Raw genomic sequence first — 18,681 nt, 5'->3', positions numbered from 1 at the left:
TCGGCAAAGGAATCGTCATGAAAACATCAAGCTTTTTACTAGGCTGCGTTCTGCTGTGTGCAGGATTTGCCCAAGCCGCGGAAAAACCCGTCATCCGCATCGGCGCCCGGGTGTTCACCGAGCAAACCCTGCTGGCGGAAATCACCTCGCAGTACCTGCGCACCAAGGGTTACGACGTACAAGTGACCGGCGGATTGGGCAGTAACCTGGCCCGCAGCGCCCATGAAAGTGGCCAGCTGGACATGCTCTGGGAATACACCGGCGTGTCGCTGGTGGCCTACAACCATGTCACTGAAAAACTCGATAGCGAACAGTCCTACGCACGAGTGAAAGAACTCGACGGCAAAAAGGGACTGGTCTGGCTAACGCCATCGAAATTCAGCAACACCTACGCCCTCGCCCTGCCGAAAAACGTCGCGGATGAGTACCCGCAGATCAACACCATCAGCGAGCTGAACACGGTGCTGCGCAAGGAAGCCAAGACCAACAACCTGGTGGCGCTGGATACCGAGTTCGCCAATCGTTCGGACGGTCTGGATGGCATGGTCAAGCTCTACGACATGAACCTGAGCCGCAAGAACATCCGCCAGATGGACGCAGGTCTGGTCTACACAGCGTTGCGCAACGGACAGGTGTTTGCCGGTCTGGTCTACACCACCGACGGTCGCCTCAACGCCTTCAAGCTGAAACTGCTGGAAGACGACAAACACTACTTCCCCGACTACACCGCCGCACCCGTGGTTCGTCAGGCCTACCTCGACGCGCATCCGCAACTGGCGGAACAACTCAAGCCGCTGGCCGAACTGTTCGATGACAACACCATGCGCGAGCTCAACGCGCGGGTCGACGTCGAGCACCAAAGCCCCTCAGCCGTTGCCGCCGATTTCCTGCGCCAGCACCCGATCAATTAAGGAGGAAAAGTCATGGAATTTTTGAACGCCTTTTCCCATCTCGACTGGCCATTGGTCTTACACCTGACGTGGCAACACATCACCCTGGTCGGCATCGCCGTGACCCTGGCGATTCTGGTCGGTGTGCCGCTGGGCATCTTGATGACGCGCTTCCCGAGTCTCGCCGGGCCTTTGCAGGCTAGCGCCACGGTGCTGCTGACCGTGCCGTCGATTGCCCTGTTTGGCCTGCTGCTGCCGTTCTATTCGAAATTCGGTCAGGGCCTTGGCCCGATGCCGGCGATCACCGCCGTGTTCCTCTATTCACTGCTGCCAATCATGCGCAACACCTACCTGGCCCTGACCAGCGTCGAGCCGGGTATTCGTGAGGCCGCGCGCGGCATCGGCATGACCTTCGGCCAGCGCTTGCGCATGGTCGAACTGCCCATCGCCGTCCCGGTGATCCTCGCCGGCGTACGCACCGCCGTGGTGATGAACATCGGCGTGATGACCATCGCCGCCACCATCGGCGCCGGTGGCCTGGGCGTACTCATCCTCGCTTCCATCAGCCGCAGCGACATGTCGATGCTGATCGTCGGCGCCGTATTGGTCAGCCTCTTGGCCATCTTCGCCGACCTGCTTCTGCAATGGCTGCAACGTTCGCTGACTCCAAAAGGACTCCTGAAATGATCGAACTTCAAAACCTCAGCAAGACCTTCCAAAGCAACGGCAAAGACGTGAAAGCCGTGGATTCGGTGAGCCTGACCGTCAATGAAGGCGAAATCTGTGTGTTCCTCGGGCCATCGGGTTGCGGCAAAAGCACCACGCTGAAAATGATCAACCGCCTGATCAAACCGACCTCCGGCAAGATCCTGATCAACGGCGAAGACACTACCGCTCTCGACGAAGTGACCCTGCGCCGCAACATCGGCTACGTGATCCAGCAGATTGGTTTGTTCCCCAACATGACCATCGAAGAGAACATCGTGGTGGTGCCGAAACTGCTCGGCTGGGACAAACAGAAATGCCACGACCGCGCCCGCGAATTGATGAGCATGATCAAGCTTGAGCCCAAGCAATATTTGCATCGTTATCCGCGAGAGTTGTCCGGTGGACAGCAACAGCGGATCGGGGTGATCCGCGCACTGGCCGCCGATGCGCCGCTGTTGCTGATGGACGAACCGTTCGGCGCGGTCGACCCGATCAACCGCGAGATGATCCAGAACGAATTCTTCGAAATGCAGCGGGCGCTGAACAAGACCGTGATCATGGTCAGCCACGACATCGACGAGGCGATCAAGCTCGGCGACAAGATCGCGATCTTCCGCGCCGGCAAGCTGTTGCAGATTGATCATCCAGACACGCTGCTCGCGCACCCGGCGGATGACTTTGTCAGCAACTTCGTCGGTCAGGACAGTACGCTCAAGCGCCTGCTGCTGGTGAAAGCCGAAGACGCAGCGGACAACGCACCGTCCGTCAGCCCGGAAACCCCGGTGGCCGAAGCGCTGGAATTGATGGACGAGCACGACCGCCGTTACGTGGTGGTGACCTGCACCGAAAACAAAGCCCTGGGCTACGTAAGACGTCGCGACCTGCACCGTCAGACCGGCACCTGCGGCCAGTACCTGCGCGAGTTCAATGCGACGGCGGCGTACGACGAACATTTGCGCATCCTGTTGTCGCGCATGTACGAATTTAATCGTGCGTGGTTGCCGGTAATGGACGCCGAGCGGGTGTTTCTGGGTGAGGTGACGCAGGAGTCCATTGCGGCTTACTTGAGCTCGGGTCGTTCGCGAGGGATGAAGACCAGCATCGTGTCGCCAGCCGAGGCGGTGGTCGCCTGACACCTCAAATCGCTCGGTAAAAATGCAAAAACCTGTGGGAGCTAGCCTGCTAGCGATAGGGAAATGCCAGTCAACACTGTTTTGATGATGAAATTGTCATCGCCAGCAGGCTGGCTCCCACAGGTTCGGTGCAAATTTCGGAGGCTTCGCGGGCCGGAAAAAAATATCAACAGCCCCACCGACAAAAGCTCCGAAAAATCACTCCCTGAATTAGCCAAATCCCCTCTCAGCTCACCTTCTCGCACCCAACGTCGCCGAAGTTGACGCCTTCGTACTTACTAGCGACTTGGCGCACAAAAGCCGCGAACGTGCAGGTATTTTTAACACTTCGCAATTCATGGGGAACATCCGACTGTCATCTGAGTCGGTTACAACGAGTGATGAACGTAACGCACGTCAGAAGCGTGCAAAAACGCGACATTTTTTGTTGATCTCAAGCCCCTCACGCCCTAAAGTTCGCGCCGAACGTCCATGCTGGAAACGATCCATCCGGCTCAAGTACTGACGACGAGACAGCAAGGCCAAGGGAAAGCTGCACTTCCCATGGCCTTTTTGCTTTCGGCGACATGCCTTGGGAAGTAGGCGAACCAAAGTGGGGATACGGAGGACGTTCATTTGCACCCATTGATAATTTTAGTTTGCCAGTAGGAGTTCCCAGCATGTCGATCAACGTCGAAGACTATTTCGCGCGCGCCACTTTTGACAAAATGAAGGCGTTCGCCGACAAGCAAGAAACCCCGTTCGTGGTAATCGACACCGCGATGATCAGCCAGGCCTACGATGACCTGCGCGCCGGTTTCGAATTCGCCAAAGTTTATTACGCGGTCAAGGCCAACCCTGCCGTCGAGATCATCGACCTGTTGAAAAACAAGGGTTCGAGCTTCGACATCGCCTCGATCTACGAGCTGGACAAGGTCATGGACCGCGGCGTCAGCGCCGACCGAATCAGCTACGGCAACACCATCAAGAAATCCAAGGACATCCGTTACTTCTACGAGAAGGGCGTGCGCCTGTTCTCCACCGACTCCGAAGCCGACCTGCGCAACATCGCCAAGGCCGCTCCGGGCTCGAAAGTCTACGTACGTATCCTGACCGAAGGCTCGACCACTGCCGACTGGCCTTTGTCGCGCAAATTCGGCTGCCAGACCGACATGGCCATGGACCTGCTGATCCTCGCCCGTGACCTGGGCCTGGTGCCTTACGGCATCTCGTTCCACGTTGGCTCGCAGCAGCGCGACATCAGCGTCTGGGACGCGGCAATCGCCAAGGTCAAAGTGATCTTCGAACGTCTGAAAGAAGAAGACGGCATCCACCTGAAGCTGATCAACATGGGCGGTGGCTTCCCGGCCAACTACATCACCCGCACCAACAGCCTGGAAACCTACGCTGAAGAAATCATCCGCTTCCTCAAGGAAGACTTCGGTGACGACCTGCCGGAAATCATCCTGGAACCAGGCCGTTCGCTGATCGCCAACGCCGGTATTCTGGTCAGCGAAGTGGTGCTGGTCGCGCGTAAATCCCGTACCGCCGTTGAGCGTTGGGTGTACACGGATGTGGGCAAGTTCTCCGGCCTGATCGAAACCATGGACGAAGCCATCAAGTTCCCGATCTGGACCGAGAAAAAGGGCGAGATGGAAGAAGTCGTAATCGCCGGCCCAACCTGCGACAGCGCCGACATCATGTACGAAAACTACAAGTACGGCCTGCCGCTGAACCTGGCCATCGGTGATCGCCTGTACTGGCTGTCGACCGGTGCGTACACCACCAGCTACAGCGCTGTTGAGTTCAATGGCTTCCCGCCGCTGAAGTCGTTCTACGTGTAAATACATCACGCAGAAATCAAAAAGCCCATGACACGTCATGGGCTTTTTTGTGCCTGGCGGAACTGCGCTCGCCCTACAGTTCAGCGCACCGTTTGGCATAGTCGCCTGCCATCGCCTGAATACGTGGATCAGTTGCGCCCATAAGAGCCTGACTCGCCACCCGCAGGAAATTCAGATTGCCACCCGCCAGCGCCTTACGCAGCCAGACCAATGCATCATCAATATTCCCTTCGCCAGTCAGCACTGCCGCATAGCTGAACTGCCCACGAAAATCCCCGCCCTCGGCAGACCGCCGATACCAGTCACGGGCCGCCGCCGGATCAGCCGGACATATTCGCCCTTCTTCCAGATATCGACCCAACAGATTCATCGATTTCGCATGGCCGAGTTCGGCAGCGTGGCGATACAAACTCAACGCCTGCGACTGATCCTCAACCACCCCGCGCCCGGTCGCCAGCAGGTTGGCGTAGTTGTACATCGCCCAATCCAGCCCGGCCTCGGCGGCCATTCGATAGTGCCGCGCTGCAACCGCCCCATCGGCAACACAACCCCAGCCATGCTCATGACAACGGCCGAGCATGTTGCGCGCCATCAGGTGCCCTTGCCGGGCGGCGATGCCGAACCAGCGCAGCGCCAGCGTTTGATCCTGCGCGATCCCTAGCCCGTCCAGCAGAATCTGCCCAAGCAACGCCTGCGCCTCTGTTTCACCTTCGCGGGCGGCGATCAGGATGGCCTGTGCTGCGCGGGGCGGACTTTCGTCGAGCATCGAGCGCAGGCGATCACCGTCGAGCACTTCCTCGCGGCGCAAGCGAAAGTCCGCCACTTACACCTCGACCCAGCGGCGCAAAAGGTTGTGATAGGTGCCGGTCAGGCGGATCAGCGAAGGGTGATCGGGTACGTCCTGGGTCAGTTGGCGGATCGCGCCGTCCATTTCAAACAACAGCGCGCGCTGGCTGTCTTCGCGCACCAGGCTTTGCGTCCAGAAGAACGAGGCGTAACGCGCACCCCGAGTCACCGCGTTGACCTTGTGCAGGCTGGTGCCGGGATACAGCACCATGTCGCCGGCAGGCAATTTCACGCGCTGGGTGCCAAAGGTGTCCTGGATTTCCAGCTCGCCGCCGTCGTAGTCCTCGGGCTCGCTGAAGAACAGCGTGGCCGAAAGATCGGTGCGCACCCGCTCGATGCTGCCCTTGGGCTGACGAACGGCGTTGTCGATGTGGAAGTCGAAACTGCCGCCGGCCGTGTAACAGTTCAGTAACGGAGGGAAGACCTTGTGCGGTAACGCCGCTGACATGAACTGCGGATTTTTCCACAACCGCTCCAGCATGGCTGCGCCGATTTCCTTGGCCAGCGGATGACCTTCCGGCAACTGCAAATTGTGCTTGGCCTTGGCCGACTGATAACCGGCCGTGATCTTGCCGTCAGCCCAATCGGCCTGCTGCAGAGCCTCACGAATACGCCGCACTTCTTCTTTGTCGAACAAGCCGGGAATGTGCAGCAGCATGGGAAGGACGCCTGAGAACCAAGGGGCGCCAATGGTATTGATTCTTATTGCTCGTGTAAAACCCGACAGACGAATGAAACTGTAAAAACCGTAAGGTTAAATTGTAAAGAATGTAAATTCAGTGCGAATAGTAATGTTTCGCAATTGATACAAATACGTGTTTACCCTATATTCCGCGGCCTCAAATCCTTGGGGAGGGGAATCCGAAATGTCACGTCAGCAACCACAACTACCGGTCAGTTCACCACGTTTGCTCGCTTCTGCAATCGGCGTTGCAATCACTGCCGGCTCTGCGGGCCACATGGTATTCGCGGCGGAAAAAACCGACGAAAAAGCGCCGAGCAACACCATTTCGCTGGGCGCCACCGCCATCAATGGCGAAGCCCAGGACGAGACCTCCTACAACGTCGAGAAAGCCTCCTCGCCCAAGTACACCGCGCCGCTGGTCGACACACCGCGTTCGATCACGGTCATCCCGCAACAAGTCCTCAAGGACACCGGCGCCCTGAACATGCAGGACGCCCTGCGCACTGTTCCAGGCATTACCTTCGGTGCCGGTGAAGGCGGCAACCCGCAGGGCGACCGTCCGTTCATTCGCGGTTTCGATGCCCAGGGCGACACCTACCTGGACGGCGTGCGCGACACCGGTTCGCAGAGCCGCGAGATCTTCGCCGTCGAATCGATCGAAGTCAGCAAAGGCCCGAACTCGGCCATCGGCGGCCGTGGTGCGGCCGGCGGCAGCATCAACCTAGTGAGCAAGAAAGCCCACCTGGGCAACTCGTTCGACGGTGGCTACACCTGGGGCTCCGACCAGACCCAGCGTTACACCATGGACGGCAACTACCAGTTCTCCGACACCGTCGCCGGCCGTCTGAACCTGATGAGCCACGAAAGCAACGTCGCCGGCCGCGACAGCGTCGATTACGACCGTTGGGGCGTCGCACCGTCGCTGGCCTTTGGCCTGGGCACCGACACCCGCGTCAACCTCGACTACTACCATCTGGAAAGCAACGACACCCCGGACTCGGGCATTCCGTATTCGATTCCGACCGCTGGCTCCGCTGCCCGTACCAAGTCCAACCCGGACAAGCCGCAGGATGGCGGCGACAGCAGTAACTTCTATGGTCTGGATGGCCGCGACTTCCGCAAGGGCCGCACCGATACCGCGACCATCGCCATCGAACACGATTTGAGCGATGCGCTGACCGTCAAGAACACCCTGCGCCACGGCAACAGCATGCAGGACTACATCCTGACCCAGCCGGACGACAGCAAGGGCAACGTCAACAACGGCAGCGTCTGGCGCCGGGCCAACACCCGCGTCAGCAACACCGAGACCACCACCAACCAGACCGACCTGTTCGGTGATGTCTACATCGCCGGCTTCAAGAACAGCTTCGCCACCGGTGTCGAGTTGAGCCGCGAAGAAAGCCAAAAATCTTCGTACAACGTCAACACCGACACCACCCCGGGCTCGCCAGGCAACGCCAGCACCAACTGCAGCCCGGCATTGATCGGCGCGCCAAGCGGCTACAACTGCACATCGTTGTCCAACCCGACCCCGAGCGATCCGTGGAACGGTGCCATCTCGCGTAACTATGCCGGCACCGACACCACCGGCAAAACCTACGCGCTCTACGTGTTCGACACCCTGACGTTGTCCGAACAGTGGCTGGTGAACATGGGCCTGCGCTACGACCATTTCGACACCGACTACAAAACCTACAACGCTGCCGGCACCACCACCTCCAAAGGCGATGATGTCAGCGAGTTCGTCACCGGCCAGTTCGGTGTGGTCTACAAGCCAGCGGAAAACGGCAGCATCTATGCGTCCTACGCAACCTCGGCAACGCCACCGGGCGCTACCCTCGGCGAAGGCCAGGACGGCAACCCGCTGGGCGGCACACCTGATCGCAACGGCAATCTGCTGAGCAGCGACATGGAGCCGGAAACCACCAAGAACTACGAAATCGGCACCAAGTGGGATCTGCTGAACGATCGCCTGTCGCTGACCGCCGATATCTTCCGCACCGAGAAAGAAAACGCTCGCGTGCAAACCAACACCACCACCTATGAAAACGCCGGTAAAACCCGCGTTCAAGGTTTCGAACTGTCGGCCACCGGCAAGCTCACCGACAAATGGCAGGTGTTCGCGGGTTACGCCTACATGGACAGCGAGCAAGTGGATGGCGGCGACTTGCCGGCTAACAAAGCCAACGATGGCAACGAACTGCCGAACACTCCGAAAAACAGCGCCAGCCTGTGGACGACTTACCAGGTCACGCCGAAGCTGACCATCGGCGGCGGCGCATTCTATGTCGACGACGTGTTCGGTAGCGCAGCCAACACCACCATGGTTGATTCCTACGTTCGCTACGATGCGATGGCCGCCTACAAGCTGACCAAGAACATCGACCTGCAACTGAACGTGCAGAACCTGACCGACGAAACCTACTACGACAAGGCGTTCTCGACTCACTTCGCCAACCAGGCGGCGGGCCGTACTGCTTTGCTGAGCACCAACTTCCACTTCTGATGGAAGTGTGAAGGCCAGGCCCCGCTCATCCAGGTGAGCGGGGCTTTTGTGTGTAAAAAAGAATGTTTCTCGACAACCCACGGCATCATAATGCGCGCCGTGATGATTATTTTTGAACGAACAAGGCGAGCGACGTGTTGAAGAAAACCCTGTTCCAGTTGCACTGGTTTTTTGGCATCAGCGCCGGACTGGTCCTGGCCCTGATGGGCATCACCGGGGCGATGGTGTCGTTTCAGGATGAGATCCTGTACACGTTGAATCCTTCCGTGTTGCAGGTGCAAAAACAGGTCGCCGGTGTGCTGCCGCCCGCCGAACTGGTGGAAAAAATCGAAGCGGCGACGAGCCTGAAAGTCTCGATGCTGTCGGTGGATATCGACAGCGACATCGCCGCACGCGCCTTCTTCACTCCGCCTGCGGGTGAGCGTCGCGGCCCGATGCGCTTTTTCGACCCGTACACCGGCGAACTGCTGGGCGACGCCGCTGGCCAGGACTTCTTCGGCCTGATGCTGCAACTGCACCGTTTCCTCGCCATGGGCGATACCGGTCGGCAAATCACCGGCGCCTGTACGCTGATACTGGTGTTCTTCTGCCTGTCCGGCCTGTACCTGCGCTGGCCACGCCAGTGGAAAAGCTGGCGCGCCTGGCTGACCCTCGACTGGAAGAAAAAAGGTCGCAGCTTCAACTGGGACCTGCACTCGGTTGCGGGCACCTGGTGCCTGGTGTTTTACCTCTTGTCGGCGTTGACCGGGTTGTTCTGGTCTTACGAGTGGTACAGCAAAGGCCTGACCCAATTGCTCTCCGATTCGCCACAGAACGAACGCGTTCGCGCTCGCGGCCCGGCACCAAGTGGCCCGGCGCCGGTCGCCGATTACTCAACGATGTGGAGCAGCATCTACAGCGCGGCAGGTCCTGGCCTGAGCTTCTATAACACCCGCATGCCACCGGTGGCTGGACAACCGGCGACCGTTTTTTACCTGCTCAAAGATTCGCCCCACGACCGCGCGCTGAACCAGATCACCCTCGACCCGGTCACCGGCGTTATCAAGCGGCATGACCGCTACAGCGACAAGAGCTTCAAGGCGCAATTGCTGACCAGTATCTACGCGTTGCACACCGGCAGTTATTTTGGCATCGGCGGGCGGATCATCCTGACCATCACCGCGTTGACCATGCCGCTGTTCTTCATCACCGGATGGATGCTGTACCTGGATCGCCGACGCAAAAAACGCCAGATCAAGGACGCGCGCAAAGGCCTGGTTCAACCGGGCAGCGACGCCCCGGCGTGGCTGATCGGTTTTGCCAGTCAGAGCGGCTTTGCCGAGCAACTGGCGTGGCAGACCGCCGGCCAATTGCAGGCTGCCGGTCTGCCGGTAAAAGTGCAGCCGCTGGCGAATGTCAGTGAGCAGGACCTGCGTGATTCAGACAACGCATTGTTCGTGGTCAGCACCTTCGGCGATGGCGAAGCGCCGGACAGCGCCCGCGGTTTTGAACGCAAGGTGCTGGGCCGCAGCTTGAGCCTGGAAAGCCTGAACTATGCAGTACTCGGCCTCGGTGACCGCCAGTACCAACACTTTTGCGGTTTTGCCCGACGCCTGCACAACTGGCTCGGCGAACACGGCGGCAAGACCTTGTTCGCCCCGGTGGAAGTCGACAGCGGCGATCCTTACGCCCTGCGTCACTGGCAACAGCAACTCGGCCTGTTGACCGGCCAGGCGCCTGCCGATACATGGCAAGCGCCGAGCTACGACAACTGGACCCTGACCCGCCGCGAATTGCTCAACCCTGACAGCAGCGGTTCGCCTGTTTATCTGCTCGGTCTTACAGCGCCAACCACCAGCAGTTGGCTGGCCGGTGACCTGGTGGAAGTGCTGCCGCGCAATTGCCCTTGGGCGATCGAACATTTCCTCGATGGCCTGGGGATCGACGGTCGGGCCACGATTGGGCACGACGGTCTGACGCAACCGCTGGAGCAAGCCCTCGCCAGCCGCCAACTGCCGCAGAACCGCAGTCATCTGGTCGGCCTGCACGCGCAAGCCCTGCTGGACGCCCTCGTGCCGTTGGCCATGCGCGAATACTCCATCGCCTCGATTGCCGCCGACGGCATTCTGGAATTGATCGTGCGCCAGGAACTGCACCCCGACGGCAGCTTGGGGGTTGGTTCCGGCTGGCTCACTGAACATGCGCCAGTGGGCGGCAGCATCAGCCTGCGGGTGCGTCGTAACAGCGGTTTCCATCTGCCGAACGAACCGGTGCCGATGATCCTGCTCGGTAACGGCACCGGGCTGGCGGGGTTGCGCAGTTTGCTCAAGGCGCGGATTGCCGATGGCCAAACACGTCAATGGCTGCTGTTCGGCGAGCGTAATCGCGAACACGATTACCTGTGCCGCGATGAACTGGAAGAGTGGTTGATTTCCGGTGATCTACAACGTCTGGACCTGGCGTTCTCGCGGGATCAGGCCGAGAAAATCTACGTGCAGGATCGCCTGCGTGAATCGGCCGGCGAACTGAAGAAATGGCTGGCGGACGGTGCGGTGATCTACATCTGCGGCAGCTTGCAGGGGATGGCGTCCGGGGTCGATCAAGTGCTCAACGACGTATTGGGTGCCGCCGAAGTCCAGCACCTGATTGAACAGGGCCGTTACCGCCGCGACGTTTACTGACCCAACACAAATCCAAATGTGGGAGCGGGCTTGCTCGCGAAGACGGATTAACATTCAACATCTTTGTTGTCTGTTACACCGCATTCGCGAGCAAGCCCGCTCCCACATTTAAACTGGCTGCAGCTTCTGCTCAAACACAGCCACCCCATCCAGATCCCGCAACACCACGCTCAATTCCCCGCTCTGCCCTTCGATGTTCACCTCGCCAAAAAACTGAAACCCGGCAAACGGTGACGTGTTTTGCGCGGGCGGTGCTTTCTGGAACACCACTTCAGGGCCGAAGGTTTTATCCAGCGGATTAGGCCCGTAGCTGCCAGCATTCAGCGGCCCGGCGACGAACTCCCAAAACGGTTCGAAGTCCTGAAAGGCAGCGCGGTCCGGGTGGTAATGATGGGCCGCGCAGTAATGCACATCTGCCGTCAGCCAGACAAAATTGCGCACCTGTTGCGCCCGCAGGAAACCCAGCAACTCGGCGATTTCCAGCTCACGCCCCTGGGCCGGTCCCGGATCGCCATTGGCCACTGCCTCCCAACGCGCCACACCGGGGCTGACCTCGCCATCGGGTACGCCGAGGCCGATCGGCATGTCGGCGGCGATGACTTTCCATTGTGCGCTGGACGCTTTCAACGACGCCTTCAGCCAGTCCAGTTGTTCACGACCGAGGAAAGGTTTCGCGGCGCCGAGGTTGTCATCATTGGCCTCGCGATAGCTGCGCATATCGAGCACGAACACATCGAGCAACGGCCCGTAGCTGAGCTGGCGATAAATCCGCCCGCCACCGTCAGCGCTCTGCAACCGCATCGGTGCATATTCGAGCCAGGCCTGACGCGCGCGGTCCACCAGGCTGTGGATATCTTTGCTCTTGTAGCGCTCGTCCAGTTGCTTGCCCGGCGACCAGTTGTTCACCACCTCGTGATCGTCCCACTGCCAGATCTGCGGCACTTCGGCGTTGAAGCGGCGGATGTTTTCATCCATCAGGTTGTAGCGGTAATTGCCCCGGTAATCGTCGAGGGTTTCCGCGACTTTGCTCTTGGCTTCGGTGGTGATGTTGCGCCACACGCGGCCGCTTTCGGTGGTGAACTGCGCCGGCACCGGGCCGTCGGCGTAGATGGTGTCGCCGCTGTGGATAAAGAAGTCCGGCAGGCGCAGGCGCATCGCTTCGTAGATGCGCATGCCGCCGATGTCAGGGTTGATGCCGAAGCCTTGGCCGACCGTGTCACCGCTCCAGACGAAACGAATGTCGCGCCGGGTTTGCGGCACGCTGCGCAAGTGGCCGAACCACGGTTCGCTGGCGACGCCGCTCTGCGCGTCTTCAAATTGCACACGGTAGAAAATCGCCTGATCGGCGGGCAGCCCGGTCAGCTCGACCCGAGCGGTGAAGTCGGTACGGGCATCGGCCAGCGGCGAAACAAAACGCCGGGGGTTGGGAAACAGGCTGCGGGTGTCCCACTCCACCACCATCCGCGCCGGACGGTCGCTGCGGCTCCAGATGATCGCCCGGTCACCGAGCAGGTCACCGGACTGCACGCCGTCGGTGAGCTGTGGCCGATCCTTGACCGAAGCGATCACCGCCGGCGCCAGCCCCGGCAACAACAGCCCGGCGCCGACGGCTTGCATGACACGGCGGCGACCGAGATTGAAATCGCTCATGGTGTTCTCCCTGAAAAAGGAAAAACTTAAGCACGTGTGCATGACGCTGATGTGAAAACGCGATCCCTGTAGGAGCCGAGCTTGCTCGCGATGGCGGTGTATCAGACACCTCGATGTTGAATGTCAGTCCGTCATCGCGAGCAAGCTCGGCTCCTACAAGGTTATGTGTCAGGCCTTGGCCGGCTCCAGCGCCATCTCAACCGACTCTGGCCGCTTCACCAACGCATACACCACCGCCGTCAACAAACTCCCGGCAACAATCGCCAGCAAATACAGCAACGCATGGTTGATCGCATTCGGGATCATCAGCACAAACAACCCACCATGCGGCGCCATCAGCTTGCAGCCGAAATACATCGACAACGCGCCAGTCAGCGCACCACCGGCAATGCTCGCCGGAATCACCCGCAACGGGTCTTTCGCGGCGAACGGAATCGCCCCTTCAGAGATGAAACACAAGCCCAGCACCAGCGCCGCTTTACCCGCCTCGCGTTCGGTCTGGGCGAATTTGCGCCGGGCAATGAACGTGGCGATGCCGAGGCCAATCGGCGGCACCATACCGGCCGCCATGGTCGCGGCCATCGGCGCATAACTCTGCGACGCCAGCAACCCCACCGAGAACGCATAAGCGGCTTTGTTGATCGGTCCGCCGAGGTCGACGCACATCATCCCGCCCAGCAACACGCCGAGCAGAATCGCGTTGGTGGTGCCCATGCTGTCGAGGAAATGCGTGAGCCCGGCGAGCATCCCCGCCACCGGTTTGCCGACCACGTAAATCATCACCAGCCCAGTGAACAAACTCGCCAGCAACGGGATGATCAGGATCGGCTTCAGCGCTTCGAGGCTTTGCGGCAACCGCGCATAACGATTGATCGCCTGTGCCGCGTAGCCGGCGATGAAACCGGCAATGATCCCGCCGATGAAACCGGCGCCCAGCGTGCTCGCCAACAGACCACCAATCATTCCCGGCGCCAGGCCCGGGCGATCGGCAATCGAGTAGGCGATGTATCCTGCGAGCAAAGGCACCATCAGTTTGAACGCGGTGTCGCCGCCGATCTGCATCAGCGCCGCCGCCAGCGTGCCTTCTTCCTTGAACGCGGTGATGCCGAACACGAACGACAGCGCGATCATCAAACCGCCCGCCACCACCATCGGCAACATGAACGACACACCGGTCAGCAGGTGTTTGTAGACGCCGGTTTTCTCTTGCTTGGCCGGGCCCTTGGCGCCGGTCGAGGCGCTTTCCTGCGTTCCTTCGGCAAGGGCTTTGTTCAGCGTCGCTTCGGCTTGCTTGAGCGCAATGCCGGTGCCGCAACGGTATATTTTCTTGCCGGCGAAGCGTTCGGTGGCGACTTCGATATCCGCCGCCAGCAACACCACATCGGCATCGGCGATGGCCTGCGCGCTAAGTGGATTTCGCGCGCCGACCGAGCCTTGAGTTTCTACCTGCAAGTCATAGCCCAAATGCTTGGCCGCTTGCTGCAAGGCTTCAGCGGCCATGAACGTGTGCGCCACGCCGGTCGGGCAAGCGGTGACCGCCACCAGACGCGGGGCTCTTTTGGTGACGGCAACAGGTTCGGCGACAGCTTCAGGCGCGAGATAAACCTGAGCCTCTTCGGCACCACGGCGCAGCACTGCTTCGACATCTTGCAGGGCCTGGGCCGGCGTGCTCTGGAACACGCGTTTGCCGACGAATCGGGACATGTCCACCGGCGCGCTGGTCACCAGCAACACCCACTCGGCCGCTGAAAGGGTGGCCGCCGACAGTTGTTTTTCCGGATGCGCGACATCGGTGACTTCGACACTGGTGCTCCAGCCCTGACGCTGGGCCGCTGCATCGAGCAAACGGGCGCACAGCACACTGGTGACCATGCCGTTCGGGCAGGCAGTAACAATGGCTAACTTCATGACCAACCCTCTTATTGTTCTGTCAGGGGACGCACGCGCACACCCTGTTCGAGCGACGCCAGCTGCACCGCATCGCCAATGCCGAAACCGATCTGGGTGACCGCCAGCGCGGCAATCGCCGTGGCGGTGCGCAAGGTCTGCTCAGGCGTATCGGCGCTGAGCAATCCGTGGAGCATGCCCGCCAGCAACGAGTCGCCCGCGCCCACCGTACTGGCGACACTGACCTTGGGCGGCGTGGCATGCAGCGCCGAGCCGACGCTGAACCAATTCACACCCTCGGCACCGTGGGAGATCACCACATGCTCGATACCCTGAGCGTGCAAACGGCTCGCCGCTTCAGCTTGCGCCAGCACCGAAACCACGTCGCAGCCCAGCACTTCCGCCAGCTCTTCGGTGTTGGGTTTGATCAGCCACGGACCGGCCTTGAGCGCAGCGGCCAACGCTTCGCCGCTGGTGTCGAGAGCGACCTTCAAACCGAGGTTTTTCAATCGCAGAATCAGCGCCTGCAACCACTGCGGACTGACGCCTTGCGGCAAGCTGCCGGCGACGACGACAGCGTCATGCGACGGCGCTATCTGGTCGAGCCGATCCAGCAATGCCTGCTGCGCCGCCGCGCTGACCTGCGGCCCCGGACCGTTGAGGTCGGTGATGCGCCCGTCGCTTTCCGCCAGCTTGATATTGCTGCGGGTCTCGCCGGGCACACGGATGAACGCGTCGACAAAACCGCGTTTGGCGAACAGGGTTTCGAACGCTTGCAGGTTGTCTTCGCCGAGGAAACCGCTGACCGTCAGCTGATGCCCGAGGTCTGCCAATACCTGCGCCACGTTCACGCCTTTGCCGGCGGCGTGGGTGTGCATGGCGTCGCTGCGGTTGACCTGACCGGGCTCCAGGCGCGACAGCTCGACGGTGAGGTCGAGCGCCGGGTTGAGGGTCAGGGTAAGAATTCGGGCCATTACAGCGCCTCCACTAATGCGCGCACTTCATTGGCGCTGCCCACGGCCAGCGCCTGTTGGGCAAGAATTTGAGACTGGGCGAGGCTGAGTTCACGAATCCGCGCCTTGACCTCGGCGATGCTGCGACCACCGACACTGAGCTCATCCACACCCAATCCGACCAGCACCGGAACCGCCAGCGGATCGGCGGCCAGTTCACCGCAGACGCCAACCCACTTGCCGTTGGCATGGGCTGCGCGCACGGTGATGTCGATCAGTTGCAGCACCGCCGGATGCAAGCCATCGGCCTGAGCGGAAAGCGTTGGATGACCACGGTCGATGGCCAGCGTGTACTGCGTCAGGTCGTTGGTGCCGACACTGAAAAAGTCGACTTCCTTGGCCAGTACCGGCGCCAGCAATGCCGCCGACGGCACTTCGATCATGATCCCCAGTTGCAGGTCCGCAACCGGGATTTCCAGACGCAAGCGTTCGCTCATGTCCCGCGCCTGACGCCACTCATCGACGCTGCCAACCATCGGAAACATGATCCGCAGCGGACGGTTGTCGGCAGCGCGCAACAAGGCACGCAACTGCGCTTCCATGATCTGCGGCCGCTGCAGGGTCAGGCGAATGCCGCGCACGCCGAGGAACGGGTTTTCTTCCTTGGCGATCGGCCAATACGGCAGTGGTTTATCGCCGCCGACATCGAGGGTGCGCACCACCAGCGGTCGCCCGGCGAGGCCATCGAGGACGCGACGGTATTCGGCTTCCTGGGTCGCCTCGTCCGGCGCTTGCGGGTGGGCCATGAAAATCAGCTCGGTGCGCAACAGGCCAATGCCTTCGGCGCCCTGCTCCACCGCTGCGTGAACACCGGCGCTCTCACCGATGTTGGCGAACACTTCAACCGCATGACCGTCTGTGGTCAGCGCCGGTTGATGGCGTTGTTCGGCGGCAGCCTTCAATCGTTGTTCGCGGGTGTCGCGCTCTTCGGTGGCGCGCTGCAAGGTCGCCGTGTCGGCGTCCACATGCAAGCGACCGCGCTGGCCATCAATCAACAACGGCGTGCCCGGCGCCAACAGCAACACCGCAGGCCCCGCACCGACCAGCGCCGGAATGCCGAGGGCACGGGCGACGATAGCGCTGTGAGCCGTTGCGCCGCCACGGGCAGTGAGAATGCCGGCCACGCGGGCCGGGTCAAGACGTGCCACATCAGACGGGCCGACTTCATCCATCACCAGAATGTACGGCTGATCCGGCTCGTGCGGGGTTTCGATACCGCTGAGTTGCGCCAGCACCCGTCGGCCGATATCACGCAAATCGGCGGCGCGCTCGGCGAGCAACGCATCCTGCAACGCTTCCTGCTGCTTGGCCGCCGCTTCAATCACCGACATCCACGCCGCTTCGGCGCTTTCACCTTGCTTGAGACGGGTATCAACTTCATCGGTCAATTCCGGGTCGTCGAGCATTTCCTGATGGGTGATGAAAATCTCGCGAATGGCCTTGGCCTTGCTGCGTTCGATCAAGCCCTGAATGTCGTTGCGCACCGATGCCAGCGCTTGCTTGAGACGCTCGCGCTCAATCGCAGCGGACTCACCGCGCAGCGGGTATTCGATGGTTTGCAGGACTTGAATGTGCGCCGGGCCGATGGCGATTCCCGGTGCGGCAGCGATCGCTTGCACAAGACTGCCGGACGCTGGCGCCAAAAGCACTTCGGCTATCTCGACGACTTCTTCACGCGGCTGACTCACCGGTGGCAGCGGCTCGACTTCTTCGCCCAGACCTTCTTCGATCGCGGCCAACAGCGCCGGCAAGGCATCGGCGGCGATGCTTGGCTCGGCGATGATTTCCAGCACCTGACCGCGACGGGCGCCGAGGCTGAGCAGCTTGCTCAAACTCTTTACCGACACGGCGCTGTCCTGACCATCGACGATGCGAATGCGGATCTCGCCTTCAAAACTTTTTGCCAGTTGCGCGAGGATTTTCGCCGGGCGCGCATGCAAACCGTGGGCGTTGGCCAGTGCAATGCGTGCGCTCGGCCAATCGGCTGGCAACTCACCGCCGAGCACTTCCAGCACTGCGCGGCAACTGGTGGCGCGACCCAATTCATGACCGCGACCTTCGATCAGCAACGCGCACAAGCGTTCGAGCAAGGCTTGATGGGCCTCACCGAGGCTGGCCAGACAGAACAGTCCGTTCAGCGGCTGACCGAGATAGCGCAATGGTTTGTCCGGAGTGACGAAGGCCAGCCCCGGGCGCTTGACCGTTTGCTCGCTGTGCAGCCACCACAGGCCATCGCCCAGCGGCAACGCTTCGACCTGCTGCAACACGGCGGAGAAACCGTTGCTCACGCAGTCGGCGTGACGCAGCAATCGCGCGCCACGCCAGACCAGTTCTTCGAAATCTTCGGCGGCCACGCCCAAACCGATCATCTGCGCATCCAGCGCCAACTCCTGCGGCGCACCTTGCAGTAATTTCAGCAAGGCTTCGGCCGTGCTGGCGCGACGCAGCGCTTGGCCCAGATCGGTTTCGCCGAGGGCGCGAGTCAGCAGTTGCAGCAAGCGCAGGTGTTCATCGGATTTGGCCGCGATACCAATCGCCAGATACACGATCTGCCCATCGCCCCAATCCACGCCTTCTGGAAACTGCATCAGGCGCACGCCGGTGGAAAACACCTGATCGCGGGTTTCTGGCGTGCCGTGGGGAATGGCAATACCTTGACCGAGAAAGGTCGAGCCCTGGGCCTCACGCGCCTGCAAGCCGGCGAGGTAACCCTCGGCGACCAGGCCGTCAGCAACCAGATGCCGGGCCAGCAATTGCAACGCTGCGGACTTATCCACAGCCGACTGGCCCATGGATATCTGCTCTACAGTGAGCTCGAGCATGCCTTTCTCCTTTTTGGCGCCTGTGGGCACCAGGTATTGTTTTGAATGATTCAGC

Annotated in this window: 12 protein-coding genes; 6 read left to right on the top strand and 6 right to left on the bottom strand. The window is 60.7% G+C overall.

What is annotated here, in order from left to right:
* Positions 1–17 precede the first annotated feature (17 nt).
* The 4 genes from V6Z53_RS06400 (at position 18) to V6Z53_RS06385 (ending at position 4,554) form a co-directional block, all read left to right on the top strand.
* Complete coding sequence (locus tag V6Z53_RS06400; protein ID WP_338584666.1) at positions 18–911, top strand: glycine betaine ABC transporter substrate-binding protein; 894 nt, start codon at positions 18–20, stop codon at positions 909–911.
* Positions 912–923: 12 nt separating this feature from the next.
* Positions 924–1,577: an ABC transporter permease gene (locus V6Z53_RS06395; protein WP_338584665.1), complete on the top strand. Its 654-nt coding sequence runs from the start codon at positions 924–926 to the stop codon at positions 1,575–1,577.
* Positions 1,574–2,731, top strand: a complete 1,158-nt coding sequence (locus V6Z53_RS06390) for an ABC transporter ATP-binding protein (protein ID WP_338584664.1) — start codon at positions 1,574–1,576, stop codon at positions 2,729–2,731. The genes V6Z53_RS06395 and V6Z53_RS06390 overlap by 4 nt, the downstream gene beginning before the upstream one ends.
* A 659-nt stretch (positions 2,732–3,390) precedes the next feature.
* Positions 3,391–4,554: a type III PLP-dependent enzyme gene (locus V6Z53_RS06385; protein WP_338584663.1), complete on the top strand. Its 1,164-nt coding sequence runs from the start codon at positions 3,391–3,393 to the stop codon at positions 4,552–4,554.
* 73 nt (positions 4,555–4,627) lie between these two features.
* Here the strand turns inward: V6Z53_RS06385 and V6Z53_RS06380 are convergent, their stop codons facing one another.
* Together V6Z53_RS06380 and V6Z53_RS06375 are read right to left on the bottom strand one after the other, a co-directional pair.
* Entirely contained in the window at positions 4,628–5,320 is a 693-nt protein-coding gene (locus tag V6Z53_RS06380; protein WP_338586459.1) for a tetratricopeptide repeat protein, read from the bottom strand.
* A 57-nt stretch (positions 5,321–5,377) separates the two neighbouring features.
* On the bottom strand, positions 5,378–6,058 hold the full coding sequence (locus V6Z53_RS06375) for a Fe2+-dependent dioxygenase (RefSeq protein ID WP_338584662.1): 681 nt from the start codon (positions 6,056–6,058) through the stop codon (positions 5,378–5,380).
* Positions 6,059–6,266: 208 nt separating this feature from the next.
* Here V6Z53_RS06375 and V6Z53_RS06370 point away from each other — a divergent pair, with 208 nt between their 5' ends.
* Both V6Z53_RS06370 and V6Z53_RS06365 read left to right on the top strand, forming a co-directional pair.
* Complete coding sequence (locus V6Z53_RS06370) at positions 6,267–8,594, top strand: TonB-dependent siderophore receptor (RefSeq protein ID WP_338584661.1); 2,328 nt, start codon at positions 6,267–6,269, stop codon at positions 8,592–8,594.
* Positions 8,595–8,728: 134 nt separating this feature from the next.
* Positions 8,729–11,254, top strand: a complete 2,526-nt coding sequence (locus tag V6Z53_RS06365; RefSeq protein WP_338584660.1) for a sulfite reductase flavoprotein subunit alpha — start codon at positions 8,729–8,731, stop codon at positions 11,252–11,254.
* A 108-nt stretch (positions 11,255–11,362) separates the two neighbouring features.
* Here V6Z53_RS06365 and V6Z53_RS06360 read toward each other — a convergent pair whose 3' ends face one another.
* The 4 genes from V6Z53_RS06360 to ptsP form a co-directional block, all read right to left on the bottom strand.
* A complete protein-coding gene (locus tag V6Z53_RS06360) occupies positions 11,363–12,904 on the bottom strand; it encodes an alkaline phosphatase D family protein (protein WP_338584659.1) in 1,542 nt (513 codons plus the stop codon).
* A 168-nt stretch (positions 12,905–13,072) separates the two neighbouring features.
* Positions 13,073–14,812 (bottom strand): PTS fructose-like transporter subunit IIB, encoded by a 1,740-nt coding sequence (locus V6Z53_RS06355; RefSeq protein WP_338584658.1) that lies wholly within the window; start codon positions 14,810–14,812, stop codon positions 13,073–13,075.
* Positions 14,813–14,823: 11 nt separating this feature from the next.
* The gene (gene pfkB / locus V6Z53_RS06350) at positions 14,824–15,765 is read right to left on the bottom strand and encodes a 1-phosphofructokinase (RefSeq protein ID WP_338584657.1); all 942 of its coding nucleotides are present in this window, start codon (positions 15,763–15,765) and stop codon (positions 14,824–14,826) included.
* Positions 15,765–18,626: a phosphoenolpyruvate--protein phosphotransferase gene (ptsP, locus tag V6Z53_RS06345; protein ID WP_338584656.1), complete on the bottom strand. Its 2,862-nt coding sequence runs from the start codon at positions 18,624–18,626 to the stop codon at positions 15,765–15,767. The genes pfkB and ptsP overlap by 1 nt, the downstream gene beginning before the upstream one ends.
* Positions 18,627–18,681 lie beyond the last annotated feature (55 nt).

This window comes from Pseudomonas sp. MAG733B (genome assembly GCF_036884845.1).
GTDB lineage: Bacteria > Pseudomonadota > Gammaproteobacteria > Pseudomonadales > Pseudomonadaceae > Aquipseudomonas.
This window is presented reverse-complemented; position numbering and strand designations above follow the sequence as displayed.